The 16,045-nt window shown below is 61.5% G+C and carries 18 protein-coding genes; 7 read left to right on the forward strand and 11 right to left on the reverse strand.

Going from position 1 to position 16,045, the window contains the following annotated elements; genetic code table 11:
- Window positions 1-65: 65 nt before the first annotated feature.
- From AA098_RS23985 to rplU, 5 genes are all read right to left on the reverse strand, one after another.
- Window positions 66-527 (reverse strand): CreA family protein, encoded by a 462-nt coding sequence (locus tag AA098_RS23985; protein WP_003247456.1) that lies wholly within the window; start codon window positions 525-527, stop codon window positions 66-68.
- The gene (gene proB / locus AA098_RS23990; protein ID WP_003247458.1) at window positions 524-1,642 is read right to left on the reverse strand and encodes a glutamate 5-kinase; all 1,119 of its coding nucleotides are present in this window, start codon (window positions 1,640-1,642) and stop codon (window positions 524-526) included. Before proB ends, AA098_RS23985 begins: the two co-directional genes overlap by 4 nt.
- Window positions 1,643-1,727: 85 nt before the next feature.
- Window positions 1,728-2,954, reverse strand: coding sequence for an Obg family GTPase CgtA (gene cgtA, locus AA098_RS23995; protein WP_003247460.1), 1,227 nt, complete (start codon window positions 2,952-2,954; stop codon window positions 1,728-1,730).
- 188 nt (window positions 2,955-3,142) lie between these two features.
- A complete protein-coding gene (rpmA, locus tag AA098_RS24000) occupies window positions 3,143-3,400 on the reverse strand; it encodes a 50S ribosomal protein L27 (RefSeq protein ID WP_003247464.1) in 258 nt (85 codons plus the stop codon).
- Window positions 3,401-3,438: 38 nt separating this feature from the next.
- On the reverse strand, window positions 3,439-3,753 hold the full coding sequence (gene rplU, locus AA098_RS24005; RefSeq protein ID WP_003247466.1) for a 50S ribosomal protein L21: 315 nt from the start codon (window positions 3,751-3,753) through the stop codon (window positions 3,439-3,441).
- A 244-nt stretch (window positions 3,754-3,997) separates the two neighbouring features.
- Between rplU and AA098_RS24010 the strand changes: the two genes are divergently transcribed.
- From AA098_RS24010 to AA098_RS24020, 3 genes are all read left to right on the forward strand, one after another.
- Window positions 3,998-4,966: a polyprenyl synthetase family protein gene (locus AA098_RS24010; RefSeq protein WP_003247469.1), complete on the forward strand. Its 969-nt coding sequence runs from the start codon at window positions 3,998-4,000 to the stop codon at window positions 4,964-4,966.
- A gap of 159 nt (window positions 4,967-5,125) precedes the next feature.
- Window positions 5,126-5,467: a zinc ribbon domain-containing protein YjdM gene (locus tag AA098_RS24015; protein ID WP_003247477.1), complete on the forward strand. Its 342-nt coding sequence runs from the start codon at window positions 5,126-5,128 to the stop codon at window positions 5,465-5,467.
- Window positions 5,468-5,596: 129 nt separating this feature from the next.
- The gene (locus tag AA098_RS24020) at window positions 5,597-5,797 is read left to right on the forward strand and encodes a hypothetical protein (protein ID WP_256545467.1); all 201 of its coding nucleotides are present in this window, start codon (window positions 5,597-5,599) and stop codon (window positions 5,795-5,797) included.
- 26 nt (window positions 5,798-5,823) lie between these two features.
- On the opposite strand, the gene AA098_RS24025 is transcribed toward AA098_RS24020, so the two are convergent.
- From AA098_RS24025 to AA098_RS24045, 5 genes are all read right to left on the reverse strand, one after another.
- On the reverse strand, window positions 5,824-6,441 hold the full coding sequence (locus tag AA098_RS24025; RefSeq protein ID WP_003247482.1) for an FKBP-type peptidyl-prolyl cis-trans isomerase: 618 nt from the start codon (window positions 6,439-6,441) through the stop codon (window positions 5,824-5,826).
- Window positions 6,442-6,526: 85 nt separating this feature from the next.
- Window positions 6,527-6,832: a DUF6482 family protein gene (locus AA098_RS24030; RefSeq protein WP_003247483.1), complete on the reverse strand. Its 306-nt coding sequence runs from the start codon at window positions 6,830-6,832 to the stop codon at window positions 6,527-6,529.
- Between the two features lie 128 nt (window positions 6,833-6,960).
- Complete coding sequence (locus AA098_RS24035; RefSeq protein WP_003247486.1) at window positions 6,961-7,449, reverse strand: TIGR00645 family protein; 489 nt, start codon at window positions 7,447-7,449, stop codon at window positions 6,961-6,963.
- Window positions 7,450-7,639: 190 nt separating this feature from the next.
- Complete coding sequence (locus AA098_RS24040) at window positions 7,640-7,978, reverse strand: hypothetical protein (protein WP_003247487.1); 339 nt, start codon at window positions 7,976-7,978, stop codon at window positions 7,640-7,642.
- Between the two features lie 162 nt (window positions 7,979-8,140).
- Entirely contained in the window at window positions 8,141-10,579 is a 2,439-nt protein-coding gene (locus AA098_RS24045; RefSeq protein WP_004575710.1) for a Lon protease family protein, read from the reverse strand.
- Window positions 10,580-10,828: 249 nt separating this feature from the next.
- Here AA098_RS24045 and AA098_RS24050 point away from each other — a divergent pair, with 249 nt between their 5' ends.
- The 4 genes from AA098_RS24050 (at window position 10,829) to AA098_RS24065 (ending at window position 14,317) form a co-directional block, all read left to right on the forward strand.
- Window positions 10,829-11,317 carry a DUF3015 domain-containing protein gene (locus tag AA098_RS24050; RefSeq protein WP_003247492.1) on the forward strand — a complete coding sequence of 163 codons (489 nt, stop codon included), beginning with the start codon at window positions 10,829-10,831 and terminating at the stop codon, window positions 11,315-11,317.
- A gap of 71 nt (window positions 11,318-11,388) precedes the next feature.
- The gene (locus AA098_RS24055) at window positions 11,389-13,242 is read left to right on the forward strand and encodes a DUF4105 domain-containing protein (RefSeq protein WP_004575711.1); all 1,854 of its coding nucleotides are present in this window, start codon (window positions 11,389-11,391) and stop codon (window positions 13,240-13,242) included.
- Window positions 13,243-13,395: 153 nt separating this feature from the next.
- Window positions 13,396-13,752, forward strand: coding sequence for a lipoprotein (locus tag AA098_RS24060; RefSeq protein WP_003247495.1), 357 nt, complete (start codon window positions 13,396-13,398; stop codon window positions 13,750-13,752).
- A gap of 67 nt (window positions 13,753-13,819) precedes the next feature.
- Window positions 13,820-14,317 (forward strand): GreA/GreB family elongation factor, encoded by a 498-nt coding sequence (locus AA098_RS24065; protein WP_060546121.1) that lies wholly within the window; start codon window positions 13,820-13,822, stop codon window positions 14,315-14,317.
- Window positions 14,318-14,533: 216 nt separating this feature from the next.
- Here AA098_RS24065 and gdhA read toward each other — a convergent pair whose 3' ends face one another.
- The gene (gene gdhA, locus AA098_RS24070; RefSeq protein ID WP_003247498.1) at window positions 14,534-15,874 is read right to left on the reverse strand and encodes an NADP-specific glutamate dehydrogenase; all 1,341 of its coding nucleotides are present in this window, start codon (window positions 15,872-15,874) and stop codon (window positions 14,534-14,536) included.
- Window positions 15,875-16,045 lie beyond the last annotated feature (171 nt).

Consider the following 16,045-nt stretch of genomic DNA (forward strand, 5'->3'; position numbering starts at 1 on the left):
TCGCGGGTGAACCCGCTCCTACGCCGGCCTGCGTCCAACCACCGAGCGTATGTAGGCGCGGGCTATCAATGAGCCCAAGGCAGGATCGGAATGGCAGTCACCGCATTCTGCGGGCTGCCTTCGATCATGCGGTCGCTGTACACCAGGTACACCAGCGTATTGCGCTTCTTGTCGAGAAAACGCACCACCTGCATGGTCTTGAACACCAGCGAGGTGCGCTCCTTGAACACTTCCTCGCCATCCTTGAGCTCACCCTTGAAGTTGATCGGCCCGACCTGACGACAGGCAATCGATGCCTCCGCCCGGTCCTCGGCCAGCCCCAAGCCCCCCTTCACTCCGCCCGTCTTGGCACGTGACAGGTAGCACGTCACACCCTCAACCTTAGGGTCATCGAACGCCTCGACCACAATGCGATCGTTCGGCCCGAGGAACTTGAACACGGTGGACACCTGGCCGATCTCTTCGGCGCCAGCCAACATCGGCAGCACGCACGCTGCCACCGCGATTACGCTCTTCAGCAGGCTCATACCAGCACCAGGTTGTCGCGGTGTACAAGTTCCGGCTCGGCGCTATAGCCAAGGATCGACTCGATGGCTTCGGACGACTGACCAATGATCTTCTGCGCCTCCAGGGCGCTGTAGTTGGCCAGGCCGCGAGCCACTTCAACACCGTCCGGGCCGACGCACACCACCATCTCGCCACGACGGAAGCTGCCCTGCACTGTCTTCACGCCAACCGGCAGCAAGCTCTTGTTGGCCTGACGCAGCGCTTGCACGGCACCGGCATCCAGCACCAGGGTGCCACGGGTTTGCAGGTGACCGGCCAACCACTGCTTGCGCGCAGCGAGCATGCCACGCTCAGGGGACAGCAAGGTGCCCAGGCGCTCGCCCGCCTTCAGACGGTCCAGCACGCGCTCGATGCGGCCACCGATAATGATGGTGTGGGCACCGGAACGGGCAGCCAGGCGCGCCGCACGCAGCTTGGTCTGCATGCCGCCACGGCCCAGGGCACCACCGGTACCACCGGCCACGGCATCCAGCGAGGGGTCGTCGGCACGGGCTTCGTAGATCAACTGCGCCTCGGGGTTGTTGCGCGGGTCGGCATCGAACATACCATCGCGGTCGGTGAGGATCACCAGCAGGTCGGCCTCGACCAGGTTGGCCACCAGCGCCGCCAGGGTGTCGTTGTCGCCAAAGCGGATCTCGTCGGTGACCACGGTGTCGTTTTCGTTGATCACCGGCACCACACCCAGATCGACCAAGGTGCGCAGGGTGCTGCGGGCATTCAGGTAACGCTTGCGGTCGGACAGGTCGTCATGGGTCAGCAGGATCTGCGCGGTGTGCTTCCCGTGCTCCCCGAAGCTCGACTCCCAGGCCTGCACCAGGCGCATCTGGCCGAGCGAGGCAGCCGCCTGCAGCTCGTTCATCGCACTCGGTCGCTTGGTCCAGCCCAGCTGGCTCATGCCGGCAGCCACGGCCCCGGAGGAGACCAGTACCAACTCCACGCCTGCCTCACGCAGCGCGACCATCTGCTCGACCCAAACGGCCATTGCACCGCGGTCGAGGCCCTTGCCATCGGCGGTCAGCAGAGCACTGCCAATCTTAACGACCCAGCGCTTGGCGCCCGTCACCTTGCTTCGCATCTTCTTCCAACCTATGTCGAATCTGTAGATACCGTGGATACAAAAACGCCGCTCCAGAGAGCGGCGTTTAGTGTACTGCAACCGATCAGTCGCGCACGTAAATGATTTCCGGACCGTCTTCGTCGTCCTCGAAATCATCGTCCCAACCGTCATCGTCGCCAATGTCGTGCACGCTCTTGACGCCGGTACGGCGCAAGGTACGGGCGTCGTCCAGGGCCTGCAACTGGGCACGGGCTTCGTCTTCGATACGCTGGTCGAGGTCGGCCAACTCTTCGGCGTAGGCCGGGTCGTTGGCCAGGCGGTCGGCGCGGTCTTCAAGGTAGCGCATCAGGTCGTGGCTGAGCTTGTCGGTGCCCTGCTTGGAAATAGCCGAGATCACGTAGACCGGGCCTTCCCACTCCAGACGATCGATCACTTCCTGCACACGCTCGTCGCGCTCGTCGTCCATGACCATATCGGCCTTGTTCAGCACCAGCCAGCGCTCACGCTCGGCCAGCGACGGGCTGAAGCGGGTCAGCTCGTTGACGATGACTTCGGCGGCATCGGCCGGGCTGCTTTCGTCCAGCGGCGCGATGTCCACCAGGTGCAGCAGCACGCGCGTACGCGCCAGGTGCTTGAGGAAGCGGATACCCAGACCGGCACCTTCAGAGGCGCCTTCGATCAGGCCGGGGATGTCGGCGATGACGAAGCTCTTCCAGCGGTCGACGCTGACCACGCCCAGGTTTGGCACCAGGGTAGTGAACGGGTAGTCGGCGACTTTCGGCTTGGCGGCCGAGACCGAACGGATGAAGGTACTCTTGCCAGCGTTCGGCAAGCCCAGCAGGCCGACGTCGGCCAACACCTTCATTTCCATCTTCAGGTCACGCTGCTCACCCGGTTTGCCTGGGGTGGTCTGGCGCGGTGCACGGTTGGTGCTCGACTTGAAACGGGTGTTGCCCAGCCCGTGCCAGCCACCTTGCGCGACCATCAGCTTCTGGCCGGGGGTAACCAGGTCACCGATCACTTCCTGTGTGGAAGCATCGATCACGGTGGTGCCGACCGGCACGCGCAGGAACAGGTCTTCACCCTTCTTGCCGGTGCAGTCAGTGCTACCGCCGTTGGAGCCACGCTGGGCTTCATGGTGACGGGTGTAGCGGTAGTCGACCAGGGTGTTCAGGTTTTCGTCGGCAATCATGTACACCGAGCCACCGTCACCGCCGTCACCGCCGTTAGGGCCGCCGTTCTCGATGAACTTCTCGCGACGGAAGCTCATGCAACCGTTGCCACCGTCACCGGCCTTGACCCGAATGGATACTTCGTCAACAAACTTCATTAAAACCGCCTCTCGTCGGTAGACGAGCTGAATGACTCAAAAACATGAGGCTCTTGCAAAAATGAGCGCGGCGGCCCCGTACGACCGTACAAACCAACGCCGGCAACCCAGACAAACAGCTTTGCAAGAGGCTCACCACAAACGAAAAAGCCCCGTCGCATGACGGGGCTTCTGGAGCGACGTCGCGATTAAGCGGCGACGATGCTCACGTAACGGCGCATGAACTCGCCTTTCTTCTCGAACTTGATCACGCCTTCGATCTTGGCGAACAAGGTGTGGTCCTTGCCCATGCCAACGCCGTAGCCAGCGTGGAATTCGGTACCGCGCTGACGGACGATGATGTTGCCTGGCTTGATAACCTGGCCGCCATACATCTTCACGCCAAGGCGTTTAGATTCTGAGTCGCGACCGTTACGAGTACTACCACCAGCCTTCTTGTGAGCCATGGTTCAATTCTCCAAATAAATTCAGGGGATCTAGGGGATTAAGCCTGGATGCCGGTGATTTTGATCTCGGTGAACCACTGGCGGTGGCCCATACGCTTCATGTGGTGCTTACGACGACGGAACTTGATGATGCGAACCTTGTCGTGGCGGCCTTGCGAAACGACTTCGGCCACTACTTTAGCGCCAGCAACAACTGGAGCACCGATGGTGACTTCTTCACCGTTGGCGACCAGCAGAACGCGATCGAAGGTCACGGATTCGCCAGTGGCGACTTCCAGTTTTTCGATCTTGAGGAATTCACCTTCAGCGACTTTGTACTGCTTGCCGCCGGTAACGATTACTGCGTAAGACATGGTATTTCTCCGATAATCCTGCTCACCCAGCGCTTTATATGATGAGTATTGGCTGGCATGGCTGCACAGGGCTGGAACGGCCCGGCGCAATTGCGTAAGGCAGGTGCTGCCCAGGAAGTTAGGGTGCGCGATTGTACGCAACCGCGGTTTTGCTTGCAAGTGCCGCCCCCGGCCTGCGGGCACCGCGCCTTGACACACCGGGACCTGCGACCTAGCATGCCGCGCAACCTCACTGGAGCAGCCGATGCAACCCCAAACCTTCTACCGCGCGGTGGCTGATGATTTCAGCGCCGTCGACGAGATCATCAAGAAGCAGCTGACCTCGCGCGTGCCGCTGGTATCGAAGATCGGCGACTATATCACGTCCGCCGGTGGCAAGCGCCTGCGTCCCCTGCTGGTACTGCTGTGTGGCAAGGCCCTGGGCCGCGAAGGCGACGACCTGCGCCTGCTGGCCGCCACCATCGAGTTCCTGCACACCGCCACCCTGCTGCACGACGACGTGGTCGACATGTCCGGCATGCGCCGTGGCCGCTCTACTGCCAATGCCCTGTGGGGCAACGCGCCGAGCGTGCTGGTGGGCGACTTCCTTTATTCGCGCTCATTCGAAATGATGGTCGAACTGGGCTCGATGCCGGTCATGCAGATTCTGTCCAAGGCCACCCGGGTGATTGCCGAAGGTGAAGTGCTGCAACTGTCGCGCGTACGCGACGCCAGCACCACCGAGGAAGTCTACATGGAGGTCATTCGCGGCAAGACGGCGATGCTGTTCGAAGCGTCTACCCACAGTGCTGCGGCACTGGCCCAGGCCACCGACGAGCAGCGCGAAGCCCTGCGTACCTTTGGCGACCATCTGGGCGTGGCCTTCCAACTGGTCGACGACCTGCTGGACTACAAGGGTGACTCGCAGACCCTGGGCAAGAACGTCGGTGACGACCTGGCCGAGGGCAAACCTACCCTGCCACTGATCTACACCATGCGCGAAGGCACTGCCGAGCAGGCGGCGCTGGTACGCCAGGCGATCCAGAAGGGTGGCCTGGAAGATCTGGAACAGATTCGCGTCGCGGTCGAAGAGTCGGGCGCGCTGCAGTACACCGCCGAGCTGGCGCGCGATTACGTGAAGCGTGCCATCGCCTGCCTCGAAGTGCTGCCTGCCAGTGAATACCGGGATGCGCTGGTTGAACTGAGCGAGTTTGCGGTCGCGCGTACGCACTGACAGACCGAGTCGCCTTCATTCGCGGGCAAGCCCGCTCCTACACCATTTGTGGGAGCCGGCTTGCCCGCGATGCTTTTTGTCCGGACATAATCACTTCCGGGAAATTACCTTTTACAATGTGGGCTTTTAACCGCCCGTCTGTTTGTTTGAGGAACCGAAGTGAGCACTCTGCCACCCTGCCCAAAATGCAACTCCGAATACACCTATGAGGATGGCACTCAGCTGATCTGCCCTGAATGCGCCCACGAGTGGTCGGCCGGCGGCGATGCCGAGGCGGCCAGTGACGAGGTGGTGAAAAAGGATTCGGTCGGCAACATCCTGCAAGACGGTGACACCGTCACCGTGATCAAGGACCTCAAGGTCAAGGGTTCGTCCCTGGTGGTCAAGGTTGGCACCAAGGTCAAGAACATCCGCCTGTGCGACGGCGACCACGACATCGACTGCAAAATCGACGGCATCGGTGCCATGAAACTGAAGTCCGAGTTCGTCCGCAAAGTCTGATTACACAAAAATCCGGCAATTGGCGCTTGCCATTTACGTAATAAGAATTATTCTCATTGGAATTGCTGTCCAAGGAGAATAGCCATGACTTATCTGATCGACGCCTGGCTGGAACGCCCTCACCCCTAACTGCGCATTCTTCATCGGGAAACCGGCGAAGTGTGCGCGGTGCTTGAAGAAGAAGCCCTCGACGAACTGCGTGACCAGGGTGACCTGGACATGAGCGGGCTGAATTCGAGTGAGCCGGGGGTGCTCAAGGAACTGGTACGGAATCTGTTTCTGTTCTGCTATGCGCGGGCATTGCGCCCTGAGGGGACAGACTGGAATTGAGGCCGGCAGGGCCGGCCTCTAGGGCATTACAGAACGTCGAGCAGCTCGACGTCGAACACCAGTACGCTGTGCGGCGGGATGCTGCCAACGCCTTGGGCGCCGTAAGCCAGCTCGCTTGGCACGTACAGGCGCCATTTGCTGCCAGCGTTCATCAGCTGCAGGGCTTCGGTCCAGCCAGCGATCACGCCGCCGACCGGGAATTCAGCCGGCTGGCCACGCTCGTAGGAGCTGTCGAACACGGTGCCGTCGATCAGGGTGCCGTGGTAGTGCGTACGCACGTTGTCTTCGCGGGTCGGCTTGGCGCCTTCGCCAGCGGTCAGCACTTCGAACTGCAGGCCCGAAGCCAGCGTGGTGATGCCTTCACGCTTGGCGTTCTCGACCAGGAACTCCTTGCCAGCAGCAGCGGCGGCTTCGGCCTTGGCTGCAGCTTCGGCTTGCATCACCTCACGGATGACCTTGAAGCTGGCCGACAGGTCGGCTTCGCTGACGCGGCTGTCGGCACCGTTGAAGGCGTCGGTCAGGCCGGCCAGGATGGCTTCCAGGCTAACGCCTGGTGGCGGGTTGTCGCGCAGCTGGCCGCCCAGCTGACGGCCGATACCGTAGCTGACGCGCGTTTCGTCGGTAGACAGGTTGAGTTCGGACATTGTCGTGCTCCACTGCAGGGCGCAATGCAGCCGCGCCCTTGATAAAAAGGGCGAGCAGCCTAGCACACTGGGGCGCTGCGAGCAGCTACCAGGCCGAACGCTGGGAAATCGGCACCTTCAGGTCTTCTTCCGGGTGCGTACCCATGCCGCACATTTCATCCTGCACCGACCAGTGCACCAGGTTCATCGAGAGCAAGGGAATGGTTTGCAGCAACTTGCGCGCATCTTCCACCGAGTGCACGCGCAAGCGTTCACCGCGGGTATCGGACAGGGGGTGAGGATGGCCTTTGACCCGAGCCTCGAGCAGGTAGTCACCGCCTTCGATGGCGATCAGGTTCAGTTCGTCGACATGGCCAGCCCTGGCCTCGGTATTGAGCTGATGCAGGTTCATGGGAGCACCTCGCGATAGGAACCACGCATGAGAGCTCATTTTTTGTACAGACCGGCTAAAAGCACAAGCCAGAAACGACACCGCCCGTCCGTTTGGCAACGGCCGAGCGGTGTAAACAGCAAGCGGACTCAGTGCTTGGTCAGCTTGTCCAGGTAGCCCATGCAGAACGCCGAGACCACGAAGGTCATGTGGATGATCACGTACCACATCAGGTAATCGGTGGAGATGTTCTGCGCATCCATGAACACCCGCAGCAGGTGAATGGACGAAATCGCCACGATCGACGCGGCAACCTTCATCTTCAGCGACGAGGAGTCCATCTTGCCCAGCCAGTTGAGCTTTTCCTTGCTTTCATCAATGTCCAGCTGCGAGACGAAGTTTTCGTAACCGGAAATCATCACCATCACCAGCAGGCCACCGACCAGCGACATGTCGATCAGCGACAGGATCACCAGGATCAGGTCGGCTTCGCTGAGGGCAAAGACGTTGGGCAGGACGTGGACCACTTCCTGGAAGAATTTCAGCGCCAGGGCCAGCAGGCCGAGGGACAGGCCGAAGTAGATCGGGGCGAGCAGCCAGCGCGAGGCGTACATCGCATTTTCGAGGATACGTTCCATGGAGGGTTTTGAGACTCGTCAGGTGACTGAAAAACGACGGCGAGTATAGCCAGCCACCTGTTACAGCAAAAGCCCGGGGGCTGCTCCGCAGCCTGATCGCGACACAAGGCCACACTCCCACAGCAAGGCGATGCTGTACCTGTGGGAGGGCCTTGTGTCGCGATGGGCCGCAAAGCGGCCCCGGCATTTTTCAGGTCTCAGGATGAAACTGGTAATCCCCCAGGTTGCGACACCGCTCACCATTGATCCGTCGCAACTGCGCCTGCAAATGCAAACACCAGATCTGCGGGTCCTCGGCCACCTGGTACCCATGCAGGGTCAGGCTGTCGACAATGGCATTGAGCACCGACTCGGCCACCAGTGGCCCATGAAACGGGCCCTGCGCCTTGATCGCGGAGGGTTGTTCACCGGCCATGCCGGCGGCGAACAGCAACGTCCACATGCCGTTGTCACCGGCCAGCGGGCGGATGCTGCATTCGATACGGGTCACCAGGCCCAGGCACTGGCGTGTGAGGCTGAGGTTGCGCATGGCCGCGTCCCCTCCAATGAGCCTTGTTCAGCCCGAAACCCTCAGGCTGTTTCCATCCTGAACGCTGTACCGTCCTTAAGTTCCAGCATAGAGGAACAGTACAGAAAGATGGAAAACTGGCGCTGAACGGTAGCACATCGCCGCCAGCGCCAGTTTATTGACTCAGGCCGGTTTGGCCTGGGCAATTACCTCTTCCAGGCGTTCCTTTTCTGCCTTCTCGATGTCTTCCTCGCTGATCATCTCGGCAATTTCACGCAGGCGCTCCACCACCCGAGCGTTGACGCTGCCCTCGGTGAACAGCCCCTTGTCGTCGAGTACCCCGGCCTCCTCGCCCACCAGCAGGCTCAGCGCCTCATCAGCCTGGCTGACCGCGTAGACGTGGAACATGCCGTTCTCCACCGCCTGCAACACGCGCTCATCAAGCATCAGGGTGGCGACGTTGGCACGCGGAATGATCACCCCCTGCTCGCCGGTCAGGCCACGCGCCTCGCAGAGGCGGAAGAAGCCCTCGATCTTCTCGTTCACCCCACCCACCGCCTGCACTTCACCGAACTGGTTGATGGAACCTGTGATGGCGAAGCACTGCTTGAGCGGCGTGCGCGACAAGGCCGAGATCAGCGTACAGGCTTCGCCCAGCGAGGCGCTGTCGCCGTCCACGTAGCCGTAGGACTGCTCCAGGGCGATGCTCGCGGAGATCGCCAGCGGGAACTCCTGGGCATAGCGGCTGCCCAGGTAACCGGTGAGGATCATCACCCCTTTGGAGTGGATCGGCTGGCCAAGGTTGACCTCACGCTCGATATCGACAATACCGCTGCCGCCGGGGTAGACGGTGGCCGAAATACGCGCGGGCATGCCGAACGCCGAGTCACCCACTTCCAGCACGGTCAGGCCGTTGCACTTGCCGATGGCCGCGCCTTCTGTGTCGATCAGGATGATGCCGGCGAGCATGTCGTCCAGCACCCGTTGCGACACACGGCCGGTACGGGTGGCCTTGGCCTTGAGCGCACGCTCGATGTGGCCTGCGTCGGTCATTTCGTCACTGGCCAGCTGGCGAATGAAATCAGCCTCGCTGACCAGCTGGAACAGGTCGCCGATACGCGCCGACAGGCGTGACTGGTTTTCAGCCAGACGCGCACTGTAGGTGGCCAGACGCGCCACCGCGTCACTGGTCAGCGGCGCCATGCCCTCTTCGTTGGTGCGGGTGCGCAACAGCTGGGCGAACTGCTCCAGGTTCTCGTCGACCATCGGCATGTCTTCATCGAAGTCCACCAGCACGCGGAACATCTCCTGGAAGTCCGGGTCGTGGTCCTGCAGTGCGTAGTACAGCTGGCGCGAGCCGATGATCACCAGCTTGACGTTCAGCGGAATCACCTGCGGCTGCAGGCTGACAGTGGCAACACGGCCCAGCTCACCGATCGGCGACTCCATCTTCAGCTTGCGCGACTGCAGCGCACGCTTGAGCGCGTCCCATACGAACGGCTCGCCCAGCATTTTCTCGGCTTCCAGAATCAGGAAGCCGCCGTTGGCCCGGTGCAGCGCGCCTGGGCGCAGTTGGCGATAGGAGGTATACAGCGCACCTTGGTCGGTGCTGTATTCGATACGGCCAAACAGATTGTCGTAGGTCGGGTGCGGCTCGAACACCACCGGCGCACCACCGTCAGCGTGATGGCCCACCACCAGGCTGGGCGCGTACTGCTCTTCGAGCAGCTTGCGGGCCACGGCGTCGGACTTGCTGTCATCGACCAGTTGCTCGACCAGCGTACGCAACAGGTTCAACTGCACCGATTGCAGGTAGGCGCAAACCGCCGCGTTTTCGGCGTACTTTTCCGACAGCGGCGCCAGCAACGGCTGCAGCGCCAGGGTGATGGTTTCTTCGTTGAGCTGGCGCAGCTGGTTGTTCGATTCGCGCTTCCATTGCGGCAGGCTGGCCAGCTCTTCGTTAAGGCGCTCCTCAAGCAGGGCAATGTCCTCGTGGAACTGCTCGCGCACCTCCTCCGGCAATTGGGCAAATTCAGCTTCATCCAGCGCCTTGCCATCAGCCATCGGCGTGAAGGCGACGTTGCTGGCATCGCGGTACAAGGCCACGTCCTTTTCCAGCGACGCGCGCTCGATCACATCCAGAGCGCGGTCATAACGCTGGTTGAAAGCGCGGTCGATGGCGCCCTTCTTCTGCTGGTAGGACGGGTGTTCGAACACCGCCGGGAACGTCGACAGCAGGTTGTCGATCAATCCGCCCATGTCGCTGATGAACTCGGCGGCGCTTCCGGACGGCAGCTCCAGTGCGCGTGGTTCACGGGTGTCGTCGAAGTGGTTGACGTAGACCCAGTCGGCCGGGGTCTGCTGGCGCTTGCCCTCGGCCTTGAGGTAGCGCTTGACGAACGAGAAGCGCCCGGTGCCGGGCTCGCCCATCACATACACATTGTAACCAGGACGCGGCATGGCCACGCCAAACTGCAGGGCCTCGACAGCACGTTCCTGGCCCAGAACTCCGCGAAACGGCTCCAGATCGTCGGTATGGGTAAAAGCAAACTGCTCGGGGGAGAAACGCCGGGTCAGGGCTTCAGGCGCAAGACGCAGGCGCGCAGCGACAGGATCGGGCATTGGGTTTCCTTACTTCGGCGGGCAGATACGCAGCATTCTGGCGCTGCCCGCGCGCGCCTTGCAAGGCTCCACGGGACTTTATGTCGCAGCCGGTGCAGTCCTGTGACAGCAAATTTTTCGCAATCAACAACGCAACCTTTAGATCGTGCCTAAACTCCAAGCTGCGCGGGTGGGTGAAAAGCTTTCCCGACCTGGCAACCGAGTTGCCAGAAACCCTGACCCTTGGTTAAGACAAAGAGAACAAATGCTATGAAACGGATTCTTCTGGGTACTCTGTTCACCGTGGTCTCGCTGAACGCCATGGCCGAAGCGCCTGGCGGCCCGAACTGCGGCTGGGGCAACATGCTGTTCGAAGGCCAGCGCGGCACGCCGGCACACTTCCTGGCTTCTACCACCAACGGCACCTCCGGTAACGCCACCTTCGGCATGACCTCCGGCACCAACGGCTGCTCGACCAAGGCTTCGCTGACCTACGGCGGCAAGTCCTGGTTCGCCATGAACGGCATGATGAACGAGCTTTCCGAAGACATGGCCATGGGCCAGGGCGAAGCACTGACCACCTATGCCGTCGTTCTCGGCGTAGCACCGGAGGACCGCAGCTACTTCAACTCGGTCACCCACCAGCACTTCAACCAGATCTTCAGCAGCGCCGACGTCACTGCCGAAACTGTCCACAGCAACACCCTGGCCGTTCTGAAGAGCGACCCCCGCCTGGCCAAATACGCTACCGAGGCCTAAGCACAGCTGCTCCCGCCCCACCCGGGGCGGGTTTCGCCTTTTTCGGCATCGTCAAGAAGTAGTTGCCCGATATGCTCAAACGCCTCGCTGCCCTGGCGCTGTGTGCCTGCGCCCCTGTTCATGCCGCCCCCCTGCTGGATCCAGGCCGTCTCCAGCAATTGGCCAATACCCCTTACTGGCTCGCCATTGGACATTACGAAACCGCCAAGCTCGGCGGCTGGCGCAGCTATGTGGACGATGATGCGTTCTTCCTCGCCGAAGATGGCGCGCACCATCCGGACCAGGAACTCAAGGCTACGGTCGCTGCGCTGTATGCCCCGGCCAGCCTCGGTGACAAGCACGCCCAGTGCGTATTCCCCGCGCGCACCCGCTGGCTGCGCGAACAGCTCGATCTGCAAGACTTGCCACAACCGGACTGCCAGGAATTCAAGACCTGGTACCAGTCGATCGACCCGCACAGCGCCGCGTTGATCTTCCCGGCAGCCTACCTGAACAGCCCGTCGTCGATGTTCGGGCACACCCTGCTGCGCATCGACCAGTCCAACACCCGCAGCGACGACACCACGCTGCTGAGCTACGCCATCAACTTCGGTGCCTATATCGAAGGCAGCGACAACAGCATCCTGTACGCCTGGAAAGGCCTGATGGGTGGCTACCCGGGGCTGTTCGCGCTGATGCCCTACCAGGAAAAACTGTCCGAATACCGCAGCCTGGAAAACCGCGACCTGTGGGAATACCAGCTGGACCTGACCCCCGAAGAAACCGGACGGATGGTCGAGCATGTGTGGGAGCTGAAGCAGATCCAGTTCGACTACTTCTTCTTTGACGAAAACTGCTCCTATCGCCTGCTGGAGCTGCTGCAAGTGGCCCGGCCAAGCCTGGACCTGACGTCTCAGTTCCCGCTGACCGCCATTCCCACCGACACGGTGAAAGCCGTGAAGCAGTCCGGCCTGGTCGCCAGCGAAACCTACCGCCCCTCTCGCGAACGTGAATTGCTGGCCAGGGCCGAGCCACTCGACCCCAACGAAAAGCGCCAGGTGCTGGCTGTAAGCGCCGACACTGCGCAATTGCAAAGCCCTGAATTCCAGGCCCTGCCTCGCGAACGCCAAGCGTTGGTGCAAGATGCCGCGTATCGTCTTGAGCGGTATCGGGCCAATGGCCAGGAACGCGATCCAGGGCAGGCCAAACGCAGCTTCGAGTTGCTGCGGGCGATCAACAGCAACCCGCCGCCGCCCCTGCAGATCGAGCGCCCCGGCCTGCCCGAGGATGGCCATGACTCGCGCACCTGGCAACTGGGCGTGGGCACCCGTGAAGACCGCGCCTACGCCGAATATGGCCTGCGCATGGCCTACCACGACCTGAATGACAACGCCTATGGCTTCCCGCTGGGCGCACAGATCGAAATCCTGCAATTGAAGCTGCGCCAGTACGAAGGAAACGATTGGCAGGTGCAGCGCCTGGACCTGGCCACCATCCGTTCACTGACACCCCGTAACGAGCTGCTCAAGCCTTGGTCATGGCAAGTGGCTGGGGGGCTGGAGCGGGTGCCGGGCAAGCATGATGACGAAGTGCTGGTGAGCCATGTGAATGGTGGCGCTGGCGGCACCTGGCAGCTGGCCGACGGTTTGCTGGGGTTTGCCTTGGGCACGGTGCGGGTCGAGCATCACAACGACTTCGCTGAGTTCATTGCCCCGGCGGCTGGCTTCAATGGCGGGCTGCTGTGGCGCAACGGACTGGGCAACATGACGCTGGAGGCCAAGGGCGATTACTTCACCAACGGCGAAGTGCGACGCAGTGTGAGCCTGAACCAGCAGTGGGAAATCAGCCAGAACCTTGGGCTTCGGTTGAGTGCCTCGCGGGAATTCAGCCACTTGGCTACGGCGCAAAACGAGGTGATGCTGGAGCTGAAGTGGTATCACTACTGAGGCCGTTTTGCGGCCTTTCGCGGGCACGCCCGCGAACTGGCCAGTTAAGCCAGCAAAGCAGTGTGACTGAACCAACTCTTTGACACTGTTTTGACACCTACCCGACAAACCGCCACCTAGACTTCCCATCATCAACTGGAGGGCTTTGTGGCTATGTCGCGGTACTGGTTTGGCGTGTGCATTGCGTTGTTGCTGTCAGGTTGCGAAACCACCCACGAGCAGATGGTCAACCACGGTTACCCTCCTGCCTATGCGGATGGCTTCCAGGACGGCTGCAGCAGTGGCCGCCAGGCGGCCGGGCTGATGGTGGGCAACTTTCGCAAAAACGTACCGCGCTACCTGCACGAGCGTCAGTACGAAACCGGCTGGGACGATGGCTTCCGCCAGTGTCACGCCATGCAGAACAGCGAAGAACAGCGCCAATACCACGAGCGCTTCTGGGACCAGCGCGACCGCGAGTGGGAACAGGAAAAGGACCGCGGCGCTGCCAAGGCCTATCGCCACAACTGAGTCGCAAACGGACATTCCTTTAAACCGGCGGCCTGCCATGATGGTCTCACGCACAAGGAGGCCCTGCATGAGCCGAGCATTCGTCAACGAAGACCAAGCCGCCGACCAGGCCGACCAGCCGGTCGAGCGGCGCATCAGCGAACAGCCCAACTATGTGACGGCCAGCGGCCTGCGCCAGCTGCAAACGCGGGTGGCCGAGCTGAATGCCTTGCGCAGCGAACTGCAGGCGCAGGGCGAACAGGGCGACAAACAACGGCTGGCCGATACCGAGCGGGATCTGCGCTACTTCAGCGCGCGGGTGCAAAGCGCCCAGGTGGTACCGGCAGCGACTTCGCATAGCAAGGTACAGATTGGTAGCCGGGTGCGATTTGTCGACGCGCAGGACCAGGAGCAGGTGGTGCGGCTGGTAGGCGAGGATGAGGCGGATGCCGGGCACGGGTTGATCAACTGGGGTTCGCCACTGGGGCGGGCTTTGCTCGGGGCTGGGCCGGGGGATGAGGTGGTCTGGCGGCGGCCGGTGGGGGAACAGGTGATAGAGGTGGTTGAGATTCTGGGCGAGGGTTGAGGGCCCTGGGGGCTGCTTTGCAGCCCATCGCGACGCAAGGCCGCTCCCACAAGCTGGACTGCCACCGAGAAATTGGACACCAATCCAACCCTTGGTAGCCTGTGAGAGCCTGTGAGAGCCTGTGAGAGCCTGTGAAAGCCCGTGAGAGCCTGTGAAAGCCTGTGGGAGCGGCCTTGCGTCGCGATGGGCCGCAAAGCGGCCCCCTACGGTCTCAGATCAGACCACGCCCTGAGCCAGCATCGCATCGGCCACTTTCACGAAGCCCGCGATGTTCGCCCCTTTGACGTAGTTGATACGGCCATCCGCCTCTTCACCGTAGTGCACGCATGCATGGTGAATAGACTGCATGATGTTGTGCAGCTTGCTGTCCACTTCACCGGCCGTCCACAGCAGGCGCATGGCGTTCTGCGACATTTCCAGGCCCGACACGGCTACGCCGCCCGCATTGGAGGCCTTGCCCGGGGCGTACAGAATGCCGGCGTCCAGGAAGATATCCACAGCCTCGAGGGTAGTCGGCATGTTGGCGCCTTCGGCCACACAGATACAGCCGTTACGCAGCAAGGTGCGGGCATCTTCGGCGCCCAGCTCGTTCTGCGTGGCGCATGGCAGGGCGATGTCGCACGGCAGGCTCCACGGGGTCTGGCCCTTGCGGAACTCAAGGCCGAATTGCCCGGCCAGCTCGCTGATACGTCCACGCTTGACGTTTTTCAGCTCCATCAAGGCGTCCCACTGGGCGTCGGTCAGGCCGGCTTCTGCATACAAGGTACCTTCAGAGTCAGACAGCGAGATCACCTTGCCGCCCAGGTCCATGACCTTACGCGCAGCATACTGGGCGACGTTGCCCGAACCAGACACCGCCACGCGGCGGCCGTCGATACGCTTGTCCTGACGCTTGAGCATTTCTTCGGCGAAGTAAACGCAGCCATAGCCGGTGGCTTCCGGGCGGATCAGGCTGCCGCCATAGGTCATGCCCTTGCCGGTCAACACCGAGGTGAACTGGTTGGCCAGGCGCTTGTACTGGCCGAACATGAAGCCGATTTCGCGGGCACCCACGCCGATGTCACCGGCCGGTACGTCGCAGTCAGCGCCAATGTGTCGATACAGCTCGCTCATGAACGCCTGGCAGAAGCGCATCACTTCGGCGTCGCTCTTGCCTTTCGGGTCAAAGTCCGAGCCGCCCTTGCCGCCACCCATGGGCAGCGAGGTCAGCGAGTTCTTGAACACCTGTTCGAACGCCAGGAACTTCAGCACGCTGAGGTTCACCGACGGGTGGAAGCGCAGCCCGCCCTTGTACGGGCCAATGGCACTGCTCATCTGAATTCGGTAACCGCGGTTGACCTGCACCTTGCCCTGGTCGTCGACCCACGAGACGCGGAACAGTACGGCGCGCTCGGGCTCGACCATGCGCTCGAGGATGCCGGACTGCAGGTAGTGGGGGTTGGCTTCAAGGAATGGCCACAGGGTGCGCAGCACCTCTTCCACCGCCTGGTGGAATTCCGGCTGGCCTGGGTCACGCTGCTTTAGGCGTGCAAGGAAATTGTCGACAGATTCGATCATGGTAGACATCTCACCAAGAGGATTGGACTTATTGGTTTTTTTCAGAAATGTACCAAGAAGCAATCGCACCGGAATAGGGCGAAATGTCGTTTTTTTGAAATTATTTGGTGCTTTTTATGTAAGTGTATACAAAATACACCTTCGCCTCGCCCTTTATAGCGGTCCGCCAGG

This window comes from Pseudomonas sp. JY-Q, assembly GCF_001655295.1.
Lineage (GTDB): Bacteria > Pseudomonadota > Gammaproteobacteria > Pseudomonadales > Pseudomonadaceae > Aquipseudomonas > Aquipseudomonas alloputida.

Coding starts and splice junctions, on each gene's coding strand:
- AA098_RS24065 (WP_060546121.1), top strand. CDS start 13,820: ATGAGCCGAGCATTCGTCAACGAAGACCAAGCCGCCGACCAGGCCGAC.
- rplU (WP_003247466.1), bottom strand. CDS start 3,753: ATGTCTTACGCAGTAATCGTTACCGGCGGCAAGCAGTACAAAGTCGCT.
- gdhA (WP_003247498.1), bottom strand. CDS start 15,874: ATGATCGAATCTGTCGACAATTTCCTTGCACGCCTAAAGCAGCGTGAC.
- proB (WP_003247458.1), bottom strand. CDS start 1,642: ATGCGAAGCAAGGTGACGGGCGCCAAGCGCTGGGTCGTTAAGATTGGC.
- cgtA (WP_003247460.1), bottom strand. CDS start 2,954: ATGAAGTTTGTTGACGAAGTATCCATTCGGGTCAAGGCCGGTGACGGT.
- AA098_RS24035 (WP_003247486.1), bottom strand. CDS start 7,449: ATGGAACGTATCCTCGAAAATGCGATGTACGCCTCGCGCTGGCTGCTC.
- rpmA (WP_003247464.1), bottom strand. CDS start 3,400: ATGGCTCACAAGAAGGCTGGTGGTAGTACTCGTAACGGTCGCGACTCA.
- AA098_RS24045 (WP_004575710.1), bottom strand. CDS start 10,579: ATGCCCGATCCTGTCGCTGCGCGCCTGCGTCTTGCGCCTGAAGCCCTG.
- AA098_RS24040 (WP_003247487.1), bottom strand. CDS start 7,978: ATGCGCAACCTCAGCCTCACACGCCAGTGCCTGGGCCTGGTGACCCGT.
- AA098_RS24030 (WP_003247483.1), bottom strand. CDS start 6,832: ATGAACCTGCATCAGCTCAATACCGAGGCCAGGGCTGGCCATGTCGAC.
- AA098_RS24055 (WP_004575711.1), top strand. CDS start 11,389: ATGCTCAAACGCCTCGCTGCCCTGGCGCTGTGTGCCTGCGCCCCTGTT.
- AA098_RS24060 (WP_003247495.1), top strand. CDS start 13,396: ATGTCGCGGTACTGGTTTGGCGTGTGCATTGCGTTGTTGCTGTCAGGT.
- AA098_RS24050 (WP_003247492.1), top strand. CDS start 10,829: ATGAAACGGATTCTTCTGGGTACTCTGTTCACCGTGGTCTCGCTGAAC.
- AA098_RS24010 (WP_003247469.1), top strand. CDS start 3,998: ATGCAACCCCAAACCTTCTACCGCGCGGTGGCTGATGATTTCAGCGCC.
- AA098_RS23985 (WP_003247456.1), bottom strand. CDS start 527: ATGAGCCTGCTGAAGAGCGTAATCGCGGTGGCAGCGTGCGTGCTGCCG.
- AA098_RS24025 (WP_003247482.1), bottom strand. CDS start 6,441: ATGTCCGAACTCAACCTGTCTACCGACGAAACGCGCGTCAGCTACGGT.